This window comes from Chlamydiota bacterium, assembly GCA_012729785.1.
In the GTDB taxonomy this organism is placed as follows: Bacteria; Auribacterota; Tritonobacteria; order UBA1439; family UBA1439; genus UBA1439.
In genome coordinates this window covers 32,879-49,450 of the sequence record JAAYCL010000026.1, presented here as the reverse complement: position 1 = coordinate 49,450, position 16,572 = coordinate 32,879, and the positions used below count along the sequence as shown (strand labels likewise).

The following is a 16,572-nucleotide window of genomic DNA, read 5'->3' as shown; positions in this document are numbered from 1 at the left end:
TGAGCTACGAGAAGATCGGCGGCGGCTACGTGACGGCGATCGTGCGCGGCGACGTGGCGGCGGTGCGCGCGGCGACCGAGGCGGGGGCGCGGGGGGCCGAGAAGGTGGGCGAGCTCGTCTCCGTGCATATCATCCCGCGGCCGCACGTGAACGTGGACGCGGTCCTGCCGCTCGGCCGTTCCGCGGCCAAGGACTGACCGGCGGGCCCGGGATCCCCGGGCGAGGGGCGCGGAACCCGCCCCGGAGGGGCGCATGCAGCTCGGCAGGGTGGTCGGCTCGGTCGTCTCGACGCGCAAGAGCGAAAAGATCCAGGGGCTCACGCTTCTGCTCGTCAGGCAGGTCTCGCACACCGGCGCCGACCTGGACAACTACACGGTCGCGGTCGACGTGGTGCAGGCGGGCACCGGCGACCTGGTGCTGTACGCGGAGGGGAGCTCCTGCCGGCAGACCGCCCCGACCGACAAGCGCCCCGTGGACGGCGTCGTGATGGCGGTCGTCGACTCGTGGGAGGTCGGCGGCAGGGAGATCTACCGCAAGGGCGCGTCGGCCGGGGCCGCATGAATCCGGCTCCGCCCGCGGCATGCCGCATATGAAGATCGGAACAGTCATCGGCACGGTGGTCGCGAGCAGGAAGGTCGACTCGCTCAAGGGCGTCAAGCTCCTCCTCGTGCAGCCGCTCGACGAGGAACGGAAGGCGTCGGGCGAGCCGGTGGTCGCCTGCGACACGCAGCAGGCGGGCCCCGGCGAGACCGTCTTCTTCATCGGCGGCCGCGAGGCGTCGCTGCCCCTTCCGGAGCCGTTCAACCCCTCCGACGCGACCGTCACCGGGATCGTCGACGCCGTGACGAGGGATGCCTGATGAAGATCGGCACGGTCATCGGCACGGTGGTGGCGACGCTCAAGCACGAGGGGTTCGACGGGCGGAAGCTCCTGCTCGTGCGCCCCGAGGACCCGCACGGAAAGCGGACCGAGACGCCGGTGGTGGCGGTGGACACGGTCCAGGCGGGGGCGGGCGACCGGGTGCTCTTCGTGGACGAGGGGAACTCCGCGCGACAGGTGCTCGACTGGAAAGACGGCTGCGTGCGCGCCGTCATCGTGGGCTACATCGACGAGATCCACCTCGCCCCGGACGTTTCGCCGAAGACGCCCCCCGCCCGCATGTCGCCGCGCAGGAAGCGGTAACCCCGCCCCGGAACACCCGTCTCAGTCGCCGGCTTCCATCCTCGCCAGAACGAGTTTCGCGATCTCGTCGGCGGCGCCTTCCGCATCGACGAGCCGCGCCTCCGTATCGCCCCTCCACTTCAGTTCGATCTTTCGCTGCGAGAGCCCCTTCGGACCCACGACGACCCGGAGCGGGATGCCGACGAGGTCGGCGTCCTTGAACTTCACCCCGGGCCGCTCATCGCGGTCGTCGAGCACCACCTCGACCCCTTTGGCGGCGAGGAGGTCGGCGAGTGTGCAGGCGGCGCGCATCACCGCCTCGTCGGACGGCTTCATGGCGATGATCTCGACCTGGTACGGCGCGAGCGCCATCGGCCAGACGATCCCGTCCTTGTCGTGGTGCTGCTCGATCGCCGCGGCGACGGTCCTCGTGATGCCGATGCCGTAGCAGCCCATCACGAACGGCTTGGCGGCGCCGTCCTCGTCGGTAAACGTCGCCCCCATCGTTTCGCTGTACTTTGTCCCCAGCTTGAAGATCTGCCCCACCTCGATGCCGCGGTAGGCGGTGAGCGCCGCGCCGCAGCGCGGGCAGCCGTCCCCCTCGCGACTCACGGCCAGGTCGAAAAACCCCTCGACGGAGAAGTCGCGCTTCTCGCTCACGCCCGCGAGGTGGCGGTCGTTCTTGTTCGCCCCCGTGACGGCGTCCCGCATCCCCTGCACCGTTCGATCGGCGAGGATCCGGACCCCGGCGAGACCGACCGGCCCAGCGAACCCCGTCTCCGCCCCCGTGATCCCGCGGACCGTCTCCTCGCCGGCGAGCTCCACCACGGCCCGCCCGAGCGCCCGCCGGAGCTTCGGTTCGCTCACGTCCCGGTCGCCGCGCACCAGGACCGCGACCGTCTCCCCGCCGGCCCGGTAGAGCAGCGTCTTGATGAGCCGGTCCGCCGCCACGCCGAGGAACGCGGCGACCTCCTCGACCGTCCGCTTCCCCGGGGTGTCCACCTCCCGCAGCGGCGTCTCCGCGGGCTGGGCGGCGGGCGGCGCGACGCCGGCGGCGGTGTCCGTGGTGGCGGCGTAGCCGCACGATTCCGCGGGGCAGGAGATCACCACCGACTCCCCCGTCTCGGCCAGCACCATGAACTCGTGCGTCTCCCTCCCCCCCATCAGGCCGGGGTCGGCGAGCACCGCCCTGAAGGTGAGCCCGCAGCGTTTGAAGATGCGCGCGTACGCCTCGTGCATCGCCCGGTAGTAGTCGTCGAGGGACGCGGCGTTTCGATGGAACGAGTAGGCGTCCTTCATCGTGAACTCCCGCCCCCGCATCACGCCGAAGCGCGGCCGCACCTCGTCGCGGAACTTCGTCTGGATCTGGTAGAGGCAGAGCGGCAGCTCGCGGTAGGAGCGCACCTCCCCGCGCACGGTGGCGGTGATCGCCTCCTCGTGCGTCGGGCCGAGGGCGAACTCGCGGTCGTGCCGATCCCGCAGCCGCATCAGCTCCTTGCCGTACTCGTCCCAGCGCCCGCTCTCGCGCCAGAGCTCGGCGGGGCTCAGGATGGGGAGGAGGAGCTCCTGGGCACCGGCGCGGTCCATCTCCTCCCGCACGATCCGTTCGACCTTTCTGACGGTCCGCCAGCCCAGCGGGAGGTAGGTGTAGATCCCCGCGCCGAGCTTCCGAATCATCCCCGCGCGCAGCATCAGCGTGTGGCTGACGATCTCGGCATCGGCCGGGCACTCCTTGAGCGTCGGTATGAACGCCTCTGTCCAGCGCATATCCTTGAATCCTTTCCCGTTTCCTGTTGTTCCCGGTCCGCCCCGGGCGCGCCTGCGCCGGGGTACCGCCTGGAATCGGCGGCCGTCCCCGGAGATCCGCCTCGAGAATCCGCCGGTCACTCGACCGTGACCTTCTCAATCGCCACGGCGAGCGCCGTCGAGAGGCGCGCGGCCGAGTCCGGCGGCACCAGGGCGGCCACGACGGTGTAGTCGCCCGGGCGCGTCGCGGGGTGGATCGAGGCGTCGAACACGGTCCGGCAGAAGGGGATTCTGATCCCCTTAGGATCGGAGATGAACGGGGCGACCCCGCGTGCGACCCTCCCCCCCTTCGCGAGCGAGTATCGTTTCCCGTCGGGGGCGACGAAGACGACGTACCCTTTCACCGCCTCCCTGAGCGGTTGGGCGATGACGTCGAGCGAGAATCTCTCCCCGGCCTTCACCGTTCTGGCGCCGGGCACCGCGTAGAGGCGGGTTAGCGGCTTGAGGCCGAGCATCTCCCGCGCCTCCGCGGGCGTGGCGACCGGGCGGCCCATCGCGCGCGCCATCGACACCGCCCGGCGCAGGTAGTCGAGGTTGCCGGGCCGCCTTCTGTAGGGCCATCCGCGGCTCTCTCGGAGGCCGATGCGCAGGTGCCCTCCCCCGGCGATGATCTTCCGCATCTTCTCGAGCGGGGCCTCCCCTCCGGCGGGCAGGAGCCGCGCACGCGCCCCCCCCTCGTCGAGGATCTCTATCCGCCCGTTGCAGCGGGCCCACCCGGCCGCGTCCGGCGGCGCCCCCTCGAGGTCGAGATCGATGACGACGTCGGGGGCGGCCAGAAGCACCCCCGCGACGATCCTCCGGTAGTTCGCGAGGCTCCGGTCGTACCGGGGGCGGCCGGCCCCGCTGTCCGAGGCGAGCGGCTGTACCCGGACCGCCGCCGCGCCGATCCGGACGCAGTCCCGCACCTCCTCGAGGTAGTCGGTCGGGGCGGCGGGCGCCTCGGGGCAGGGCGGGCTTCCCGGCTCCGGCACGAGCGCCACCTCGATGACGAGCGGCGGGGGCAGGCGGCGCGACTCCCGTGCCGAGGCGGGAATCGCCGTCTTCGGGGGCCGTGTGCGGACCTCGGGGGCGTACCGCATGCAGCCGCCAAACACGGCGGCGGCGAGGAGGACGGCGACGGCGCGCTTCAACGCATGCCCCTCCGCGCCTCGAGGACGAGCCGGCGCATGCGCCGGTCGAACCCCGAGCGGACCCGGGAGATGGCCTGCGTCCCGCGCGGATAGGAATGGAGGAGGCACATGATCCTCGACGGGGCGCGCGCGATGCCGGCCCCGAGCATCGAGAGGGCGAACCTATCCTCCCGATCGATGTCGCGCATCCGTTCGCATGCCATGCCGGCACGATACCAGTTTCCGGCCGCCCGTTCAACCGCAAAAGCCCGGCACGGGGCGGTCTGGGGGATGCGCGCCCTTCCGCAGAACAACCTTCCCCGATGCATGGAACACGACGCCCTCCATCGCCAGCAGGGCCCGTTTCATCCCCGCCCCGCCCCCGTAGCCGCCCGGGCTCCCGTCGGAGCGGATCACCCGGTGGCAGGGGATGACGAGGGGGAACGGATTGGTCGCCAGGGCCGTCCCCGTCGCCCGGGCGCCGCCCGGAACGTCCGCGCGCGCCGCGATGAGACGGTACGTGCCGACCCTGCCGCGGCGGATCGCGTGAACGGCGCGGAGCACCCTCCGCTGGAACGGGGGGCAGAGGTCCAGTCGGACCGTATCGAGGGAAAATCGGATATCCTCGCCGCAGAGGAACGCCTCGATCCGGTCGAGCACGAGGCCGATCTCCCGGCAGGAGGACGAGGCGGAACCGGAAAACTGCGTCGCGAGGGAGCGCGGCGCGGGCAGGCCCGGTTTGGAGAGGAGGATGCGCACGATCCCGGGCGCCCGAACCTCCGCGGACCAGAGCACGGCGACGGGGCCGAACGCGGTGTCGCGCAGGCAGTGCCGCACCGCCTCAGACGTGAAGCGCGGCGCGCCTCTTCTCCCCCGCGCGGGGAGGTTGCGGTCCTCCTTCGCGGAATGTGCCCGCATCTCTTGGCGCCCTCCCGGGCCGCGAAACGCGTCTACGTCGCCTTCTCAGCGATATCCGGCCTGCGGCGCACTCCGTCGCACGGCGCCCTCCCGGTTCGCCCCCGGCGTACCAGGTAGGCGCGGCGCGTTCGCTCGGGGAACTTCTCGATGGCGTATCGGAGCATCGTGCGCGGCATCGTTCCGCAGTGCCGTGCCAGGAACGCCTCCTCCGCGGCTTGGTCGCGCTTCCCCACCTCGCGCAGCATCCACCCCGCGGCCTTGTGGATCAGATCCTCGGGGTCGTCGAGCAGCAGTTCCGCGATCGCAAAGGTGTCCGTGAAATCGCCCCTCCGGATGAAGTGGAACGTGGCCATCACGGCGATCCTCCGCTCCCAGAGGCTCTTCGACCGGGCGAGCCGACGGAGCGGTCTCCTGTCCCTCTCGAACAGGTGGGCGCCCACGATCTTGTCCGCGGAGCAGTCGACCAGGTCCCAGTTGTTGACGAGGGCGGTGTGCCGCAGGTAGGCGCGGTAGACGGCCGCGCGCGTGCCTTCGTTCCGGGCCGAGGAGTAACGCGCGACGAGCAGCAGCAGGGCGAGCAGGCGGGCCTCGTGGAACGGCGACCGCAGGAGCTTCAGCGCTTCCTCGATCGAAAGCCCCCTGCATTCCCCCGCACATCTCCTCAGGGCCGGGACCCGGATGCCGAGGAACCTGTCCCCCTCCCCGTACTCTCCGACGCCGGTCTTGAAGAAGCGTCCCGAATGGGCCGCGACGCGGGGGTCGCCCATCTTCTTCAGTCTGCGTACGATCTGTCCGGCATTCACGTGCATCCCGCCTTACATGGTCCGCGCCCGCGATGCGACCGTCCCGTCAAAACCCTGCCGTCGCGATGCGGGGCCGGGGCCAGCCCCCTCACCCGATAAGCACCAGGGCGAGGTACGGGACAAGGTTGAACATCAGGAACAACACCTTCATGAACCCGACAAAACAGTAGCGCGCGACGCTGAACGCCTCCCGGCCGAGCGGGAACCACCTCCCGTGAAGCCGATAGACGAAATCCCCCGCGCAGAGGAGGACGAGGGAGGTGAGGAGCAGCAGCCCCCCGTTCAGGATGGTGCACCACATGAAGAACGATCGAACCGCATGCAGGTCCATACCGTCCTCCTTTCCTTGACGCCTCTCCCTTGGGCCGATGCTCCGCTCTACGCCGATTTCGGGCCTGAAAAACGCCTCTAAGGCCGTTTGTTAGGCGCATGTTAGACGCACCCTGTTCTCCCGCAACACGATTCCGTGGTCCGACCCCGAACGCCAACTAGACGGTCGCCCCCTCTTCCACGAGCAGCGCCTCGATCCCGTGCCTTTCCCGGATGCGCGCCGCCAGCGCCTCGCGCGCATGATCCTCCCCGTGCGTGAGGACGAGGCGGGGCCTCGCCGGAGCGAGGGCGTCGAACCAGGCGAGCAGGTCCTCCTGGCCCGCGTGCGAGCTGAAACCGCCGAGGGTGTGGATGCGCGCCTTGACCGCGATCGGTTCCCCGAAGATCGTGACCCTTTTCGATCCCTCCACGAGGAGGCGGCCGAGCGTGCCGCGCCCCTGGTAGCCGACGATCAGCACGTGCGTCTCCGGTTTCCAGAGATTGTGCCTCAGGTGGTGCAGGATGCGGCCCCCGGTGCACATCCCGGAACCCGCCAGAACCAGGCACGGACCGGGGCGGTCGTTGATCGCCATCGACTCCTCCGTGCGCACGGTCGCCCGCAGCGTCGCCAGGTCGTCGCGCGACAGCTGCTCCCGGAGCAACCCTTTCAGTTCCTCGTCGAACAGCTCCGGGTGGCGGCGGTAGATCCGTGTCGCCTCGACGGCCATGGGACTGTCCAGGAAGACCGGGAACGGCTCCACGCGTCCGCTGCGGAAGATCCAGGCCAGGACCGCCAGCAGCGTCTGCGCGCGGCCGACGGCGAATGTCGGGACGAGAATCTTCCCCTTCCCCGCAACGGCCTCCTCCATGATCGCGATGAGCTGCTCGACCGTTTCCTCGAACGGGCGGTGATTTCGATCGCCGTAGGTGGATTCCATGACAACGAGGTCGGCATCGTGAAACGATTCGAAATCGCGCATGATCGGGGCCCCCCTGGGCCCCAGGTCCCCCGAGAAGACGATTCGCTTCTCGCGGCCGTCCTCGTCCGCGAGCAACTGGATGCTCGAGGAACCGAGGATGTGCCCGGCCTCGATGAAGCGGGCGCGGATCCCCGGCGCCACCCCGAGCGGCTCGCGGTACGGCACCGGAGCGAGATTCTCGATGATCCGTTCGGCGTCCCGGAGGGTGTAGAGAGGCGCGATCGGCGGATCGCCAACCCGCGCGCGCCGGCGGCTGAGCCGCTCGGCGTCGTGCTCCTGGAGGTGGGCCGAATCGCGCAGGATGAGGCCGGTGATCTCCCCGGTGGCGGGGGTCGCGTAGATGGGGCCGCGGAACCCCTCCCTCGCGAGCAGCGGGAGGCGGCCCGTGTGGTCAAGGTGCCCGTGCGTCAGGAGGACCGCGGCGAGGGAGGAGGCGGGGATGGAGCGCGGGAGGGAGCGATTCCTCTCGCCGAGGCCGTTCTTCCCCTGGAACATCCCGCACTCCACGAGGATTGCCGCGTGGGCCGTCTCGACGAGGTACGCCGAGCCGGTGACCTCCCCGCCTGCGGCGCCGAACACGGTGACCCTCATCGCATCCCCCCGAACAACGATCCGCGGCTGCGGCGAGGCCGGCCGCGCGGGGTCCTGGTTCCGACGGCCCGCACCCCCCCCTCACTATAGCAGATATCGCCCCGTCGCGGGGGAGGACGCCCGCCGGCCCCGCGCGGGGTAACGGCGAAGCGGGATGATCGGAGGCCCGGTATGGTACACTGGAGGCAGGCAGGAGGGCACGATTTCGATGGAGATGCGACGATTCGTACGAGACGAGCTCCCGCGCCTCTTCCCGCCCCCGGCGAACCCGGTGAGCGTATGGCTCCTGAAGACCGGCCGGCGGCTCGCGGAGGGGCGCGGCATCCGGGCGCGGGACGCGATGCAGGCGGCGAGACTGATGGTGGAGGGGGCGTGCGCGCCGTATGAGGCGGCGCTGTTCCTCTCGGCGTTCCAGGCGTCCGACTGCACCCCCCGGGCGCTCGCCGCGATGGCGTCGGTGATGCGGGAGAAGATGGTGCGCGTCCCGGTGAGCGGTTGCGGGGCGCCGCTCGGCGACGTCTGCGGCACCGGGGGCGACTCGCTGGATCTGTTCAACGTCTCCACCGCCGCGATGTTCGTCCTCGCCGCCGCGGGCGCCCGCATCGCCAAGCACGGCAACCGGGCGAGCACCTCGCGCTGCGGGAGCGCGGACGTCCTCGAGGCGCTCGGCGCGCGGATCGACCTCGGGCCGGCGGAGGTCGCGCGCTGCATCCGCGAGACGGGGATCGGCTTCATCTTCGCCCCGCGATACCACCCCGCGATGCGGCATGTGGCCGAGGTCCGGCGGGCGCTCCCGTTCCGCACCGTCTTCAATCTCCTCGGGCCGCTCTGCAATCCCGCCCCGGTCGCCTTCCAGCTGCTCGGCGTCTTCCACCATGAGATGCTCGCCCTCGCCGCGGGCGCCGCCCGGATCCTCGGGATCCCTCGCGCCCTCGTCCTCTGCGGGACCGCGGGGAGACGCGGAAGGTGGATGGACGAGGTCTCGATCTCCGGCCCCACCCGGGCGTTCCTGCTCGCCGGGGGAAGACTCCGCCCGATGGAGATCACGCCGCGCCAGCTCGGGGTCCCGCGCGTTTCCCTCGCCGCGCTCCACGGCGGGACGCCGCGCGGGAACGCGGCGACGCTGGAGAGGATACTCGGCGAACGGAACTCGGGACCCCGACGGGACGTCTGCCTGGCCAACGCCGCCGCCGGGCTCCTCGCCGCCGGCCTCGTCGGGGACCTCCGCGAGGGGATGGGGCGCGCGCGCGAGGCGATCGAGAGCGGGGGGGCGCTCGAGAGGCTCCGGCACTTCATCGCCGCGACGAGGAAGGGCGCCGGAGAGCGCTGATCTTCCGATTCCCCGCGCCCCGGTCCGGCGGCTGCTCCGTGCAGCCGCGCATCCTCCACGTCCCGCCCCGCGGGAGAGGAACGCCCGCACGATCATACGCGCGGCCGGTGTCCGCCGATGCTCTGAAACGCCGCGGATGCGGCGATAGACCCTTTGCGCGTTGTTGCCCGCCCTCGCGTTAGAGACGGTAGGCGGGATTCCGGCGGTCGAAGTCGAGGTCGGTGAAGCCGGGCTGCAGGTCGAGGTTCTCGTACAGATACTCCTCGGTGAGATCGTCGGCCCAGTCGTAGATCATGATCTTCACCGGCAGGCCGTGTCCCTCGTCGAACCATACGACGCAGCGGCGACAGTAGTATCCCCGTGACGGGTCGTCCGGCAGCACCGATTCGAGGACGCCTGCGGGCCGTCCCGAGATCTGTTCCGCGCCCCTGTCGATCAGCATGCTCGCCTTCTCCTCCCGTGCGCGCCGCGCGTTGCGCATGAACAGATCGAGGAAGTACCCTATCCCCACGCGGTCGAGCGGATGGAGGTTGTCGCGCATCACCCAGTACCCGTCGACGTCGATGGGGATCGGCGGGGTCACCGCCCCCTTCCAGCCGCCCGCCCGGGCGATCGCCCTCGTCCCGTAGCGCGCGGGCGCGTAGAGGATCTCCTGTCCCTCGTGCTGCCTGGAGAGCCACCGCATATAGACGTCCATCGGTTTCCTGAACTTCAACAGTATCCGCTGGGGCTCCTGGAGAACGCCGCGGATCCGCTGGCGCTTCTGGAACACGCACCGGTACTCGCGGACCTTCCCGTACTCCTCGACGGCGCGGTCGATGACGCCGTGGAGCCGCTCGAGCTCCTCCCCCGCCGCGGCGGATGCGGCCGCATCGGGCCGGACAACGGGTGTCCCCGGCGGGGCCGCACAGCCGCACAGCACCCCCAACGCCGCGCACGCCGCCGCCCCCGACCGCTTCCGCAAGAACGCCATCCCCCTCCTCGGCCGCTCCATCGCCCCCCTCCGCGGCGGGTCCGACCCGCCTCCGCCGGCATATCCGTTCCCCGCGTGCACGGCCCGCGGCAGGCGGTGTCCGCGCCCTCCGGGCCGCGCACAGGCACCCGGAGGCCCCGCACGAACCCCATTATACCCGGAGCCGATCTGAAGACGTACAACGCAGAATTGAACGGCGCCGAGGCGGTGTGCTATAGTGGGCCTCCATGCCGCGGGCCGCGGGTCCGCGGCGCAACAAGGAGCGCCTGCCGATGAATCGAATCGCCCGTACCCTGGCCGTTGCCGCCTTCCCGATCCTCATCGTTGCCTCCGCCGCATCCGCCGCGGGGCGCCGACCCGCGGGGTCGCCCCCCGCCGCGGCAGAAACGGGGGCGCCCGCGGATGCGCCGTCCCCCCCGGCGGCCGCCGTCGCCTCCCCGGCGGAGGCTTCCGTCCCCGTTCGGCCGGAGGCGTCCGCGACGGTCCTTTCGGAACCGGCGCCCAGGATCGTCTTCGAGTCGACCGGGCACGACTTCGGCGAGGCGGTCGGCGTGGAGAAGGTGGAGCACGTCTACCGCTTCCGCAACGAGGGGCAGGCGGACCTGCGCATCGACAAGGTCTCCACGACCTGCGGCTGCACGGCCGCCCTCGTCTCCTCCAAGGTCGTTCCGCCGGGCGGGACGGGGGAGATCGGCGCCACGTTCACCATCGGGGGGAGACAGGGGAAACAGGTCAAGCATATCTACGTCTACTCCAACGACCCCGCGGAACCGAAGGTCTCCCTCACGATCGAGGGGACCGTGATCCCCCCGCTCCTGGTGGAGCCCTCGACCGTCATCCTGCAGGACCGGCCGGAGGCCTCCGCGGGGACGGTACGCATCTCCCAGACCCTGCCCGAGGAGCTCACCCTCGGCGAGCCCGCCACGCGTCTGAATCTGGTGACCGCGGCGCTCCGGGAGGAGCCGCCGGAGAACGGGAAGAGACGCTACCTCCTCGAGGTCGCCCTGAAGACCGATGTCGAGACCGGACGCCATTTCGAGAGCGTGAGCATCCCGACGAACAGCGCCGCCAAACCGACGCTCCAGATCCCGGTGCGGATCACCGTGAGCGGCGAGATCGTCGCGCAGCCGAGCCGGATCAGTCTCGGGCAGCTCGCGCCCGGGGGGGAGATCGCCCGGTCGATCACCGTCGCCAGCACGCGGGACCGGGAGTTCGCGGTACTGAAGGCGGAGATCGACAACCCCGCGTTCCGCATCAGCCCGCAGGGCCCGCTCGAACCGGCGAAATCCCGCACCTTCACCGTGACCGGCGCGCCCCCCTCGGAGACCGGGGGCGTTCGGGCGAAGGCGGTCTTCACGCTCGACCACCCGAAGCAGAAGACGATCGAGGTCCCGATCTACGGCTGGATGCGGAGGAGCGCCCCGCGCGCCGTTCAGGCGCCGCCGCCGGAAGGACGCATTCCCTCTCCAGCGCCCGCCGCACGTCCCTGAACGTCCGGTAGCGCCGGAACGGTATCCTTTCGCGCCGGCAGTGCGCCGCCAGCACGCCCTTGGCGAAGACGAGGTCCGCGTGACGGGCGGGACAGCGGTCCGTGACCCCGTTCCCGACGAATATCGTCTGCAGGCCCGCCCGCCTGGCCCGCACAATCGACGCCGTCTTGCAGTGGTTGCAGGCGCCGCAGAGCCGGCGGCCGCGCGCCGGGACCACCCGCCACCTGCCGCGCGAGACCCTCGCCTCGTTCGCCCGCACCTCCAGCGTTTCGAGGCCGTGGCGGCCGAGCACCCGCCTGATGATCGACGCAAAGCCGCCGCTCAGCACCGTGAGCGGCACCCCCCGCCGTTTCAGCCACGCCGCGAACGGAGGGAACGCGGGATCGACCGCCACATCCCGGTCGACCACCGCCATCGCCTCGACGCGGGAGGCCCGGACGAGATCGAACTCCATCTGGAGGCTCCGCCGGTCCCCGATACGCCCCGCCTCGACCTCGTCCTCTATGCGGCGCCACGCCTCCCCGGTGAAGACGGTGAGGATGCGTTGCAGCGAGTCGACGGTCGTCACCGTCCCGTCGAAATCCGTGAACACCGCCGCTCCTGTCCGCATCCTTCCTCCCCCCGGTCGTTTCGTCATGATACGCCATCCGTTCCCTCGCCGCACGCGCGGCGTGCTTTGTCTTTCGGGAAACGGCGGGGTATACTGTCGCCATGAGAGCAGCCCGGACGGTTGCGCCTCTCCTCGCCCTCCTCGTCGCCGCCTTCGCGGCGCTCTCCTACCTCCTCTTCCTCCGCCCCGCGGCGCTCAAGGCCCGGGTCCGGGAGATCCTGGAACAGTACCTCGCCGCGGAGATCACGCTCGGCTCCGCCTCCCTCGGCCCGTTCGGCGGCCTCGTCCTCGAGGGGGTCGACGTGCGGAAGCAGCCGGGCGGGGCGCTCCTCTTCAGGGCGCAGCGGCTCCGCGTGAGGCCCCGCTGGGGCTCCCTCCTTCGGCTGCGGTTCCAGGTGAAGGAACTGGACCTCCGCGAGCCTGACCTCCGTTTCGAGCGGGACGCGGAGGGCCGTCCCAACTGGCGGGGGGTCGTCTGCCGCACCCCCGCGGTGGAGACGGACCGCCCCCCGGTCTTCACGCTCACCCGCGGCACGGTGTCGATCGGCGGCCGCCGCATCCAGGGGGTCGGCTGCGAGCTCACCCCCTTCCCCTCCCGCCGGCGCGTCGCCCTGCGCGGCACGGTGGACGACCCGTTCTGGGGCGCCTATCTCTTCTCCGGGAACGCGGACCTCGACGCCGAAACAGCGCGGATCGCCTTCGACAGCGGCGACCTGTCCGTCACCGAGGAGCGGCTCCGCGCCTTCCCGCTCGTCGGCGGCGAGATCTGGAGGCGGTATCGGCCCGCCGGCCGCTTCGGCCTCTCGGGGAACGTGACCTTGTCCTGGAACACGGCGCGCGAGGGGGACTACAGCCTCGTCTTCACCGCCAAGGACGCCTCCTGCCGGTTCCTGCAGCTCCCCGTCACGAACGCCACCGGCAGGGTGTTCGTGGACCCGCGCTCCGTGATCGTCAACGGCCTCGACGGGCGGCTCCTCGACGGGAGGGTCGAGGGGTACAGCATCGTCAACCTTGAACCGCCGTGCACCTTCTTCAATCGCTACACCTTCCAGGACGTCGACATCGCCGCCCTCCTCGGAACGGTGCAGCCGGCCGCGGAGGGGATCAGCGGCCGGGGAAGCGGCCATCTGGCGTTCCAGGGCGATCACTGCCTCGGCCGGCTGCAGGGACGCGGCGAGCTGACGGTGAGCGACGCCCGATTCTGGAAACTCCCGGTCCTGCTCCTCGTCCTCTCGAAGATACGCCTCGCCCGGCCGGCCGGCGGCGAGCCGGCGCAGGAGTGCCGGCTCAGCTGGGGGTTCGACGAGCAGGGGGTCCGCATCGAGTCGCTCAGCATCTCCAGCGACATCCTGGACCTGTACGGGACCGGGACGATGAAGCCGGGGGGGGAACTCGACCTCACCCTCTACGCGCGACCGGTCGGCAAGAGCCCGCTCCTGTTCGCGGACCTGCTGCTCCAGCCCGCCTTCAACAGCCTCTCGGAGAACCTCGCGCAGTTCAGGATCACCGGCACCCCCTCGGAGCCGACGCTCACCGTCATCCCTTTCACGCCGGTGAGCAGGAACATCATCAACGTCTTCGACGCCTTCACCCTCAGGCGCGCCGCCCCCTGAGGGTTCGACCGCTACCGCTTCAGCGCCGCCAGCATCCTCTTCAGCGGGAAGGTGTTGATCACGTCCGCGGCCTCCGCCCAGCCGCGGCGCGCGGTGTAGACGCCGTAGCGCATCAGATCGAGTTGCGAAGGGGCGTGCGCATCGGTCGAGATGGCGAGCTTCACCCCGCGCTCCACCGCCAGCCGCACATGCGTGTCCCGCAGATCCAGCCGGCTTGGGTGCGCGTTCACCTCCAGGACGACCCCGTGCTCCTTGGCCGCTTTCACGACCTCCTCCATCTCCACCTCGTAGCCGGGCCGCTCGAGGATCAGGCGCCCGGTGGGGTGTCCGAGGATCTGCACCCGCCGGTTGCCGATCGCGCGGACGATGCGCCGCGTCATCTCCTTCTCGGGGAGGTTGAACCGGTAGTGGACCGACGCGACGACCAGATCGCACTCGGCGAGGATGCCGTCGTCGAGATCGAGGCTCCCGTCGGGCAGTATGTCGACCTCGACCCCCTTGAGGATGCGCAGGCCCGGATACGCCCCCGCCGCCTTCTCGATCGCCCTGAGGTGCGCGGCGAGCTTTTTCGCGTCGAGTCCGCCGGCGACCCGGACCGCCTTGGAATGCTCCGTGATCGCGATGTACTCGTAGCCGAGCTTCTTCGCCTTCTCCGCCATCTCGGCGATCGTCCCGCGGCCGTCGGTGGCCGTGGTGTGCATCTGGAGGTCCCCGCGGATGTCCCGCAGCTCGACGAGGTCGGGGAGCGCCCCCTGCTCGGCGGCCGACAACTCCCCCCGGTTCTCGCGCAGTTCCGGCGGGATGACCGGGAGCCCGAGGGCCGCGTAGACCTCCTCCTCGCTCCGCCCCGCGACGCGCCGTTCCCCCCGGAAAACCCCGTACTCGCTGAGCTTGAGCCCCCGGGCGGCGGCGCGGCCGCGCAGGGCGATGTTGTGCTCCTTGGAGCCGGTGAAGTACTGGAGGGCGGCGCCGTACTCCCCCTCCTCGAGTACGCGCAGGTCCACGTTCAACCCGCAGGCGAGCCGCGCGCTCGACTTCGTCCCCCCCCGCGCCGTCCTCTCCTCGATCCCGTCGTAGCGGAAGAACCGCTCCATCAGCCCCGGCCCGTCGGACGAGATGGCGAGGATGTCGAGGTCCCCGACGGTCTCCCTGCGCCTCCGGACGCTCCCGGCCGCCTCGATCGCCGCGGTCCCTCTCGCTTCCCGGAGGAAGCGGGCGAGCGACTCCGCGTACTCGATCCCGGTCGAGAGCGTGAACCTCCCCCGCCCCGCCCGATACCGGCCGATCGCCCCGAGGAGGTTCTCCTCGCTCTTCCCCCCCATCCCGGGAAGCTTCTTGAGCGCCCCGCTCCGGGCGGCCTCTTCGAGCCGGTCGACGGAATCGATCCCCAGGCGCTCGTGGAAGAGCTTGACCTTTTTCGGCCCCAGCCCCTCGATCCTCAGAAGCTCCGGGAGGCCGCGCGGGATCTTCCCGCGCAGATCGGCGAGGAAGGCGCATCTCCCCGTCGCCGCGATCTCCCGCACCTTCTCCGCGATGGAGACGCCGATGCCGGGGACGGCGGTGAGATCGCGCCCCTCCCGCGCCATCGCCGTCACGCTCTCCGGCATATCGGCGATGCGCCGCGCGGCGGCGCGGTACGAGCGGATCCGGAACGGGTTCTCCCCGAGTATGTCGAGTATGTTCGCGATCTCGTCGAAGACGCCGGCGACAACGGAGTTTTCCACGCAACGCCCTCCCTCTCGTCAACGATACCATCCGCCGCGGCGCTTGGCCACCGGGAACAGGACGCACGCGGCCCCCGACAGCCGCGCCTAAATCTGTTGCGCCCCCTCCGGCCGCTGTGGCATACTGTCGTCGGCGCCGCGGGCCGATGCCCGCGGAAGGCGCGGCATTTTCCAACCTTCGGAGGGGATCCATCATGCCGCTGGTCACCACGAAAAAGCTTTTCGCCGACGCGCTCGCGGGGCGCTACGCGCTCGGGGCGTTCAACGTCAACAATATGGAGATCATCCAGGGGATCGTCGAGGCCGGCGTGGCCGAGCGCGCCCCGTTGATCCTCCAATTCTCCGCCGGCGCCCGGAAGTACGCCCGGCACGAGTACCTCAAGAAACTCGTCGAGGCCGCCCTCGAGACCTGCGACCTCCCGATCGTCCTGCACCTGGACCACGGGGAGGATTTCGAGATCTGCAAGGCGTGCGTGGACGGCGGGTTCACCTCCGTGATGATCGACGGGTCCAAGCACCCGTTCGAGGAGAACATCGCCCTCACCAGGAAGGTCGCGGAGTACGCCCACGCGCGCGGCGTCTCGGTCGAGGCGGAACTCGGCAAGCTCGCGGGGGTCGAGGACAACATCTCCGTGAGCGAGAAGGACGCCATCTTCACCAACCCGGACCAGGCGCAGGAGTTCGTCGAGCGGAGCGGCTGCGACTCGCTCGCGGTCGCGATCGGGACCAGCCACGGCGCCTACAAGTTCAAAGGCGAGCCGAAACTCGACTTCGAGCGGCTCGAGGAGATCCAGGCGCGCCTCCCGGGATTCCCGCTCGTGCTGCATGGCGCCTCGAGCGTGCCGCAGGATCTGGTCGAGTTCTGCAACCGCTACGGGGGCCGGATCGAGGGGTCGCGCGGCGTCCCCGAGGAGATGATCGGCCGCGCGGCGAAAATGAACGTCTGCAAGGTCAACATCGACACCGACATCCGTCTCGCCATCACCGGGACGATCCGCAAATGCTTCGCGGAGAACCCCGCGAACTTCGACCCGCGCCACTACCTCGGCCCCGCGCGGGACGCCATCAGGGAGGTGGTGCGGAGGAAGATTCTGGCGCTCGGCTGCGGCGGCAAGGCCGCCTGAGCGCACCCCGTCCCGGCGGGACGCGGCGCGC

17 protein-coding genes are annotated in these 16,572 nt (G+C 70.6%); 8 read left to right on the top strand and 9 right to left on the bottom strand.

Annotation, left to right across the window (positions count from 1 at the left end):
* From GXY35_06340 to GXY35_06325, 4 genes are all read left to right on the top strand, one after another.
* Positions 1-197, top strand: a 197-nt coding sequence (locus tag GXY35_06340) for a BMC domain-containing protein (protein ID NLW94194.1), incomplete at its 5' end; no start/stop codon positions are given.
* 55 nt (positions 198-252) lie between these two features.
* A complete protein-coding gene (locus GXY35_06335) occupies positions 253-561 on the top strand; it encodes a EutN/CcmL family microcompartment protein (GenBank protein ID NLW94193.1) in 309 nt (102 codons plus the stop codon).
* A 28-nt stretch (positions 562-589) separates the two neighbouring features.
* Positions 590-859 (top strand): EutN/CcmL family microcompartment protein, encoded by a 270-nt coding sequence (locus GXY35_06330; protein NLW94192.1) that lies wholly within the window; start codon positions 590-592, stop codon positions 857-859.
* A complete protein-coding gene (locus GXY35_06325; protein NLW94191.1) occupies positions 859-1,182 on the top strand; it encodes a EutN/CcmL family microcompartment protein in 324 nt (107 codons plus the stop codon). The genes GXY35_06330 and GXY35_06325 overlap by 1 nt, the downstream gene beginning before the upstream one ends.
* Positions 1,183-1,203: 21 nt before the next feature.
* Here the strand turns inward: GXY35_06325 and GXY35_06320 are convergent, their stop codons facing one another.
* From GXY35_06320 to GXY35_06290, 7 genes are all read right to left on the bottom strand, one after another.
* Positions 1,204-2,928 (bottom strand): proline--tRNA ligase, encoded by a 1,725-nt coding sequence (locus tag GXY35_06320; protein ID NLW94190.1) that lies wholly within the window; start codon positions 2,926-2,928, stop codon positions 1,204-1,206.
* A gap of 116 nt (positions 2,929-3,044) precedes the next feature.
* Entirely contained in the window at positions 3,045-4,097 is a 1,053-nt protein-coding gene (locus GXY35_06315) for a 3-keto-5-aminohexanoate cleavage protein (GenBank protein NLW94189.1), read from the bottom strand.
* Positions 4,094-4,285 carry a hypothetical protein gene (locus tag GXY35_06310; GenBank protein ID NLW94188.1) on the bottom strand — a complete coding sequence of 64 codons (192 nt, stop codon included), beginning with the start codon at positions 4,283-4,285 and terminating at the stop codon, positions 4,094-4,096. The genes GXY35_06315 and GXY35_06310 overlap by 4 nt, the downstream gene beginning before the upstream one ends.
* A 46-nt stretch (positions 4,286-4,331) precedes the next feature.
* Positions 4,332-4,994, bottom strand: coding sequence for a methylated-DNA--[protein]-cysteine S-methyltransferase (locus GXY35_06305; protein ID NLW94187.1), 663 nt, complete (start codon positions 4,992-4,994; stop codon positions 4,332-4,334).
* 32 nt (positions 4,995-5,026) lie between these two features.
* On the bottom strand, positions 5,027-5,803 hold the full coding sequence (locus tag GXY35_06300; protein ID NLW94186.1) for a DNA alkylation repair protein: 777 nt from the start codon (positions 5,801-5,803) through the stop codon (positions 5,027-5,029).
* An 82-nt stretch (positions 5,804-5,885) separates the two neighbouring features.
* Positions 5,886-6,128: a hypothetical protein gene (locus GXY35_06295; GenBank protein ID NLW94185.1), complete on the bottom strand. Its 243-nt coding sequence runs from the start codon at positions 6,126-6,128 to the stop codon at positions 5,886-5,888.
* 157 nt (positions 6,129-6,285) lie between these two features.
* The gene (locus GXY35_06290) at positions 6,286-7,677 is read right to left on the bottom strand and encodes an MBL fold metallo-hydrolase (protein ID NLW94184.1); all 1,392 of its coding nucleotides are present in this window, start codon (positions 7,675-7,677) and stop codon (positions 6,286-6,288) included.
* A 208-nt stretch (positions 7,678-7,885) separates the two neighbouring features.
* Here GXY35_06290 and trpD point away from each other — a divergent pair, with 208 nt between their 5' ends.
* Positions 7,886-9,007, top strand: coding sequence for an anthranilate phosphoribosyltransferase (trpD, locus tag GXY35_06285; GenBank protein ID NLW94183.1), 1,122 nt, complete (start codon positions 7,886-7,888; stop codon positions 9,005-9,007).
* A 178-nt stretch (positions 9,008-9,185) separates the two neighbouring features.
* Here the strand turns inward: trpD and GXY35_06280 are convergent, their stop codons facing one another.
* Positions 9,186-10,001, bottom strand: coding sequence for a DUF1571 domain-containing protein (locus tag GXY35_06280; protein ID NLW94182.1), 816 nt, complete (start codon positions 9,999-10,001; stop codon positions 9,186-9,188).
* A gap of 251 nt (positions 10,002-10,252) precedes the next feature.
* Here GXY35_06280 and GXY35_06275 point away from each other — a divergent pair, with 251 nt between their 5' ends.
* Both GXY35_06275 and GXY35_06270 read left to right on the top strand, forming a co-directional pair.
* Positions 10,253-11,470 carry a DUF1573 domain-containing protein gene (locus tag GXY35_06275; protein ID NLW94181.1) on the top strand — a complete coding sequence of 406 codons (1,218 nt, stop codon included), beginning with the start codon at positions 10,253-10,255 and terminating at the stop codon, positions 11,468-11,470.
* A gap of 711 nt (positions 11,471-12,181) precedes the next feature.
* Positions 12,182-13,693 carry a hypothetical protein gene (locus GXY35_06270; protein NLW94180.1) on the top strand — a complete coding sequence of 504 codons (1,512 nt, stop codon included), beginning with the start codon at positions 12,182-12,184 and terminating at the stop codon, positions 13,691-13,693.
* 11 nt (positions 13,694-13,704) lie between these two features.
* Here GXY35_06270 and polX read toward each other — a convergent pair whose 3' ends face one another.
* Complete coding sequence (gene polX / locus GXY35_06265) at positions 13,705-15,417, bottom strand: DNA polymerase/3'-5' exonuclease PolX (protein NLW94179.1); 1,713 nt, start codon at positions 15,415-15,417, stop codon at positions 13,705-13,707.
* 194 nt (positions 15,418-15,611) lie between these two features.
* Between polX and fba the strand changes: the two genes are divergently transcribed.
* On the top strand, positions 15,612-16,541 hold the full coding sequence (gene fba, locus GXY35_06260) for a class II fructose-1,6-bisphosphate aldolase (GenBank protein ID NLW94178.1): 930 nt from the start codon (positions 15,612-15,614) through the stop codon (positions 16,539-16,541).
* The last annotated feature ends 31 nt before the right edge of the window (positions 16,542-16,572 follow it).

What these genes read in the sequence shown, in the direction of transcription:
- GXY35_06330 (NLW94192.1), top strand. Translation starts at nt 590, where the DNA reads ATGAAGATCGGAACAGTCATCGGCACGGTGGTCGCGAGCAGGAAGGTC.
- fba (NLW94178.1), top strand. Translation starts at nt 15,612, where the DNA reads ATGCCGCTGGTCACCACGAAAAAGCTTTTCGCCGACGCGCTCGCGGGG.
- trpD (NLW94183.1), top strand. Translation starts at nt 7,886, where the DNA reads ATGGAGATGCGACGATTCGTACGAGACGAGCTCCCGCGCCTCTTCCCG.
- GXY35_06310 (NLW94188.1), bottom strand. Translation starts at nt 4,285, where the DNA reads ATGCGCGACATCGATCGGGAGGATAGGTTCGCCCTCTCGATGCTCGGG.
- GXY35_06295 (NLW94185.1), bottom strand. Translation starts at nt 6,128, where the DNA reads ATGGACCTGCATGCGGTTCGATCGTTCTTCATGTGGTGCACCATCCTG.
- GXY35_06305 (NLW94187.1), bottom strand. Translation starts at nt 4,994, where the DNA reads ATGCGGGCACATTCCGCGAAGGAGGACCGCAACCTCCCCGCGCGGGGG.
- GXY35_06290 (NLW94184.1), bottom strand. Translation starts at nt 7,677, where the DNA reads ATGAGGGTCACCGTGTTCGGCGCCGCAGGCGGGGAGGTCACCGGCTCG.
- GXY35_06320 (NLW94190.1), bottom strand. Translation starts at nt 2,928, where the DNA reads ATGCGCTGGACAGAGGCGTTCATACCGACGCTCAAGGAGTGCCCGGCC.
- GXY35_06275 (NLW94181.1), top strand. Translation starts at nt 10,253, where the DNA reads ATGAATCGAATCGCCCGTACCCTGGCCGTTGCCGCCTTCCCGATCCTC.
- GXY35_06325 (NLW94191.1), top strand. Translation starts at nt 859, where the DNA reads ATGAAGATCGGCACGGTCATCGGCACGGTGGTGGCGACGCTCAAGCAC.
- GXY35_06300 (NLW94186.1), bottom strand. Translation starts at nt 5,803, where the DNA reads ATGCACGTGAATGCCGGACAGATCGTACGCAGACTGAAGAAGATGGGC.
- GXY35_06270 (NLW94180.1), top strand. Translation starts at nt 12,182, where the DNA reads ATGAGAGCAGCCCGGACGGTTGCGCCTCTCCTCGCCCTCCTCGTCGCC.
- GXY35_06335 (NLW94193.1), top strand. Translation starts at nt 253, where the DNA reads ATGCAGCTCGGCAGGGTGGTCGGCTCGGTCGTCTCGACGCGCAAGAGC.
- GXY35_06280 (NLW94182.1), bottom strand. Translation starts at nt 10,001, where the DNA reads ATGGAGCGGCCGAGGAGGGGGATGGCGTTCTTGCGGAAGCGGTCGGGG.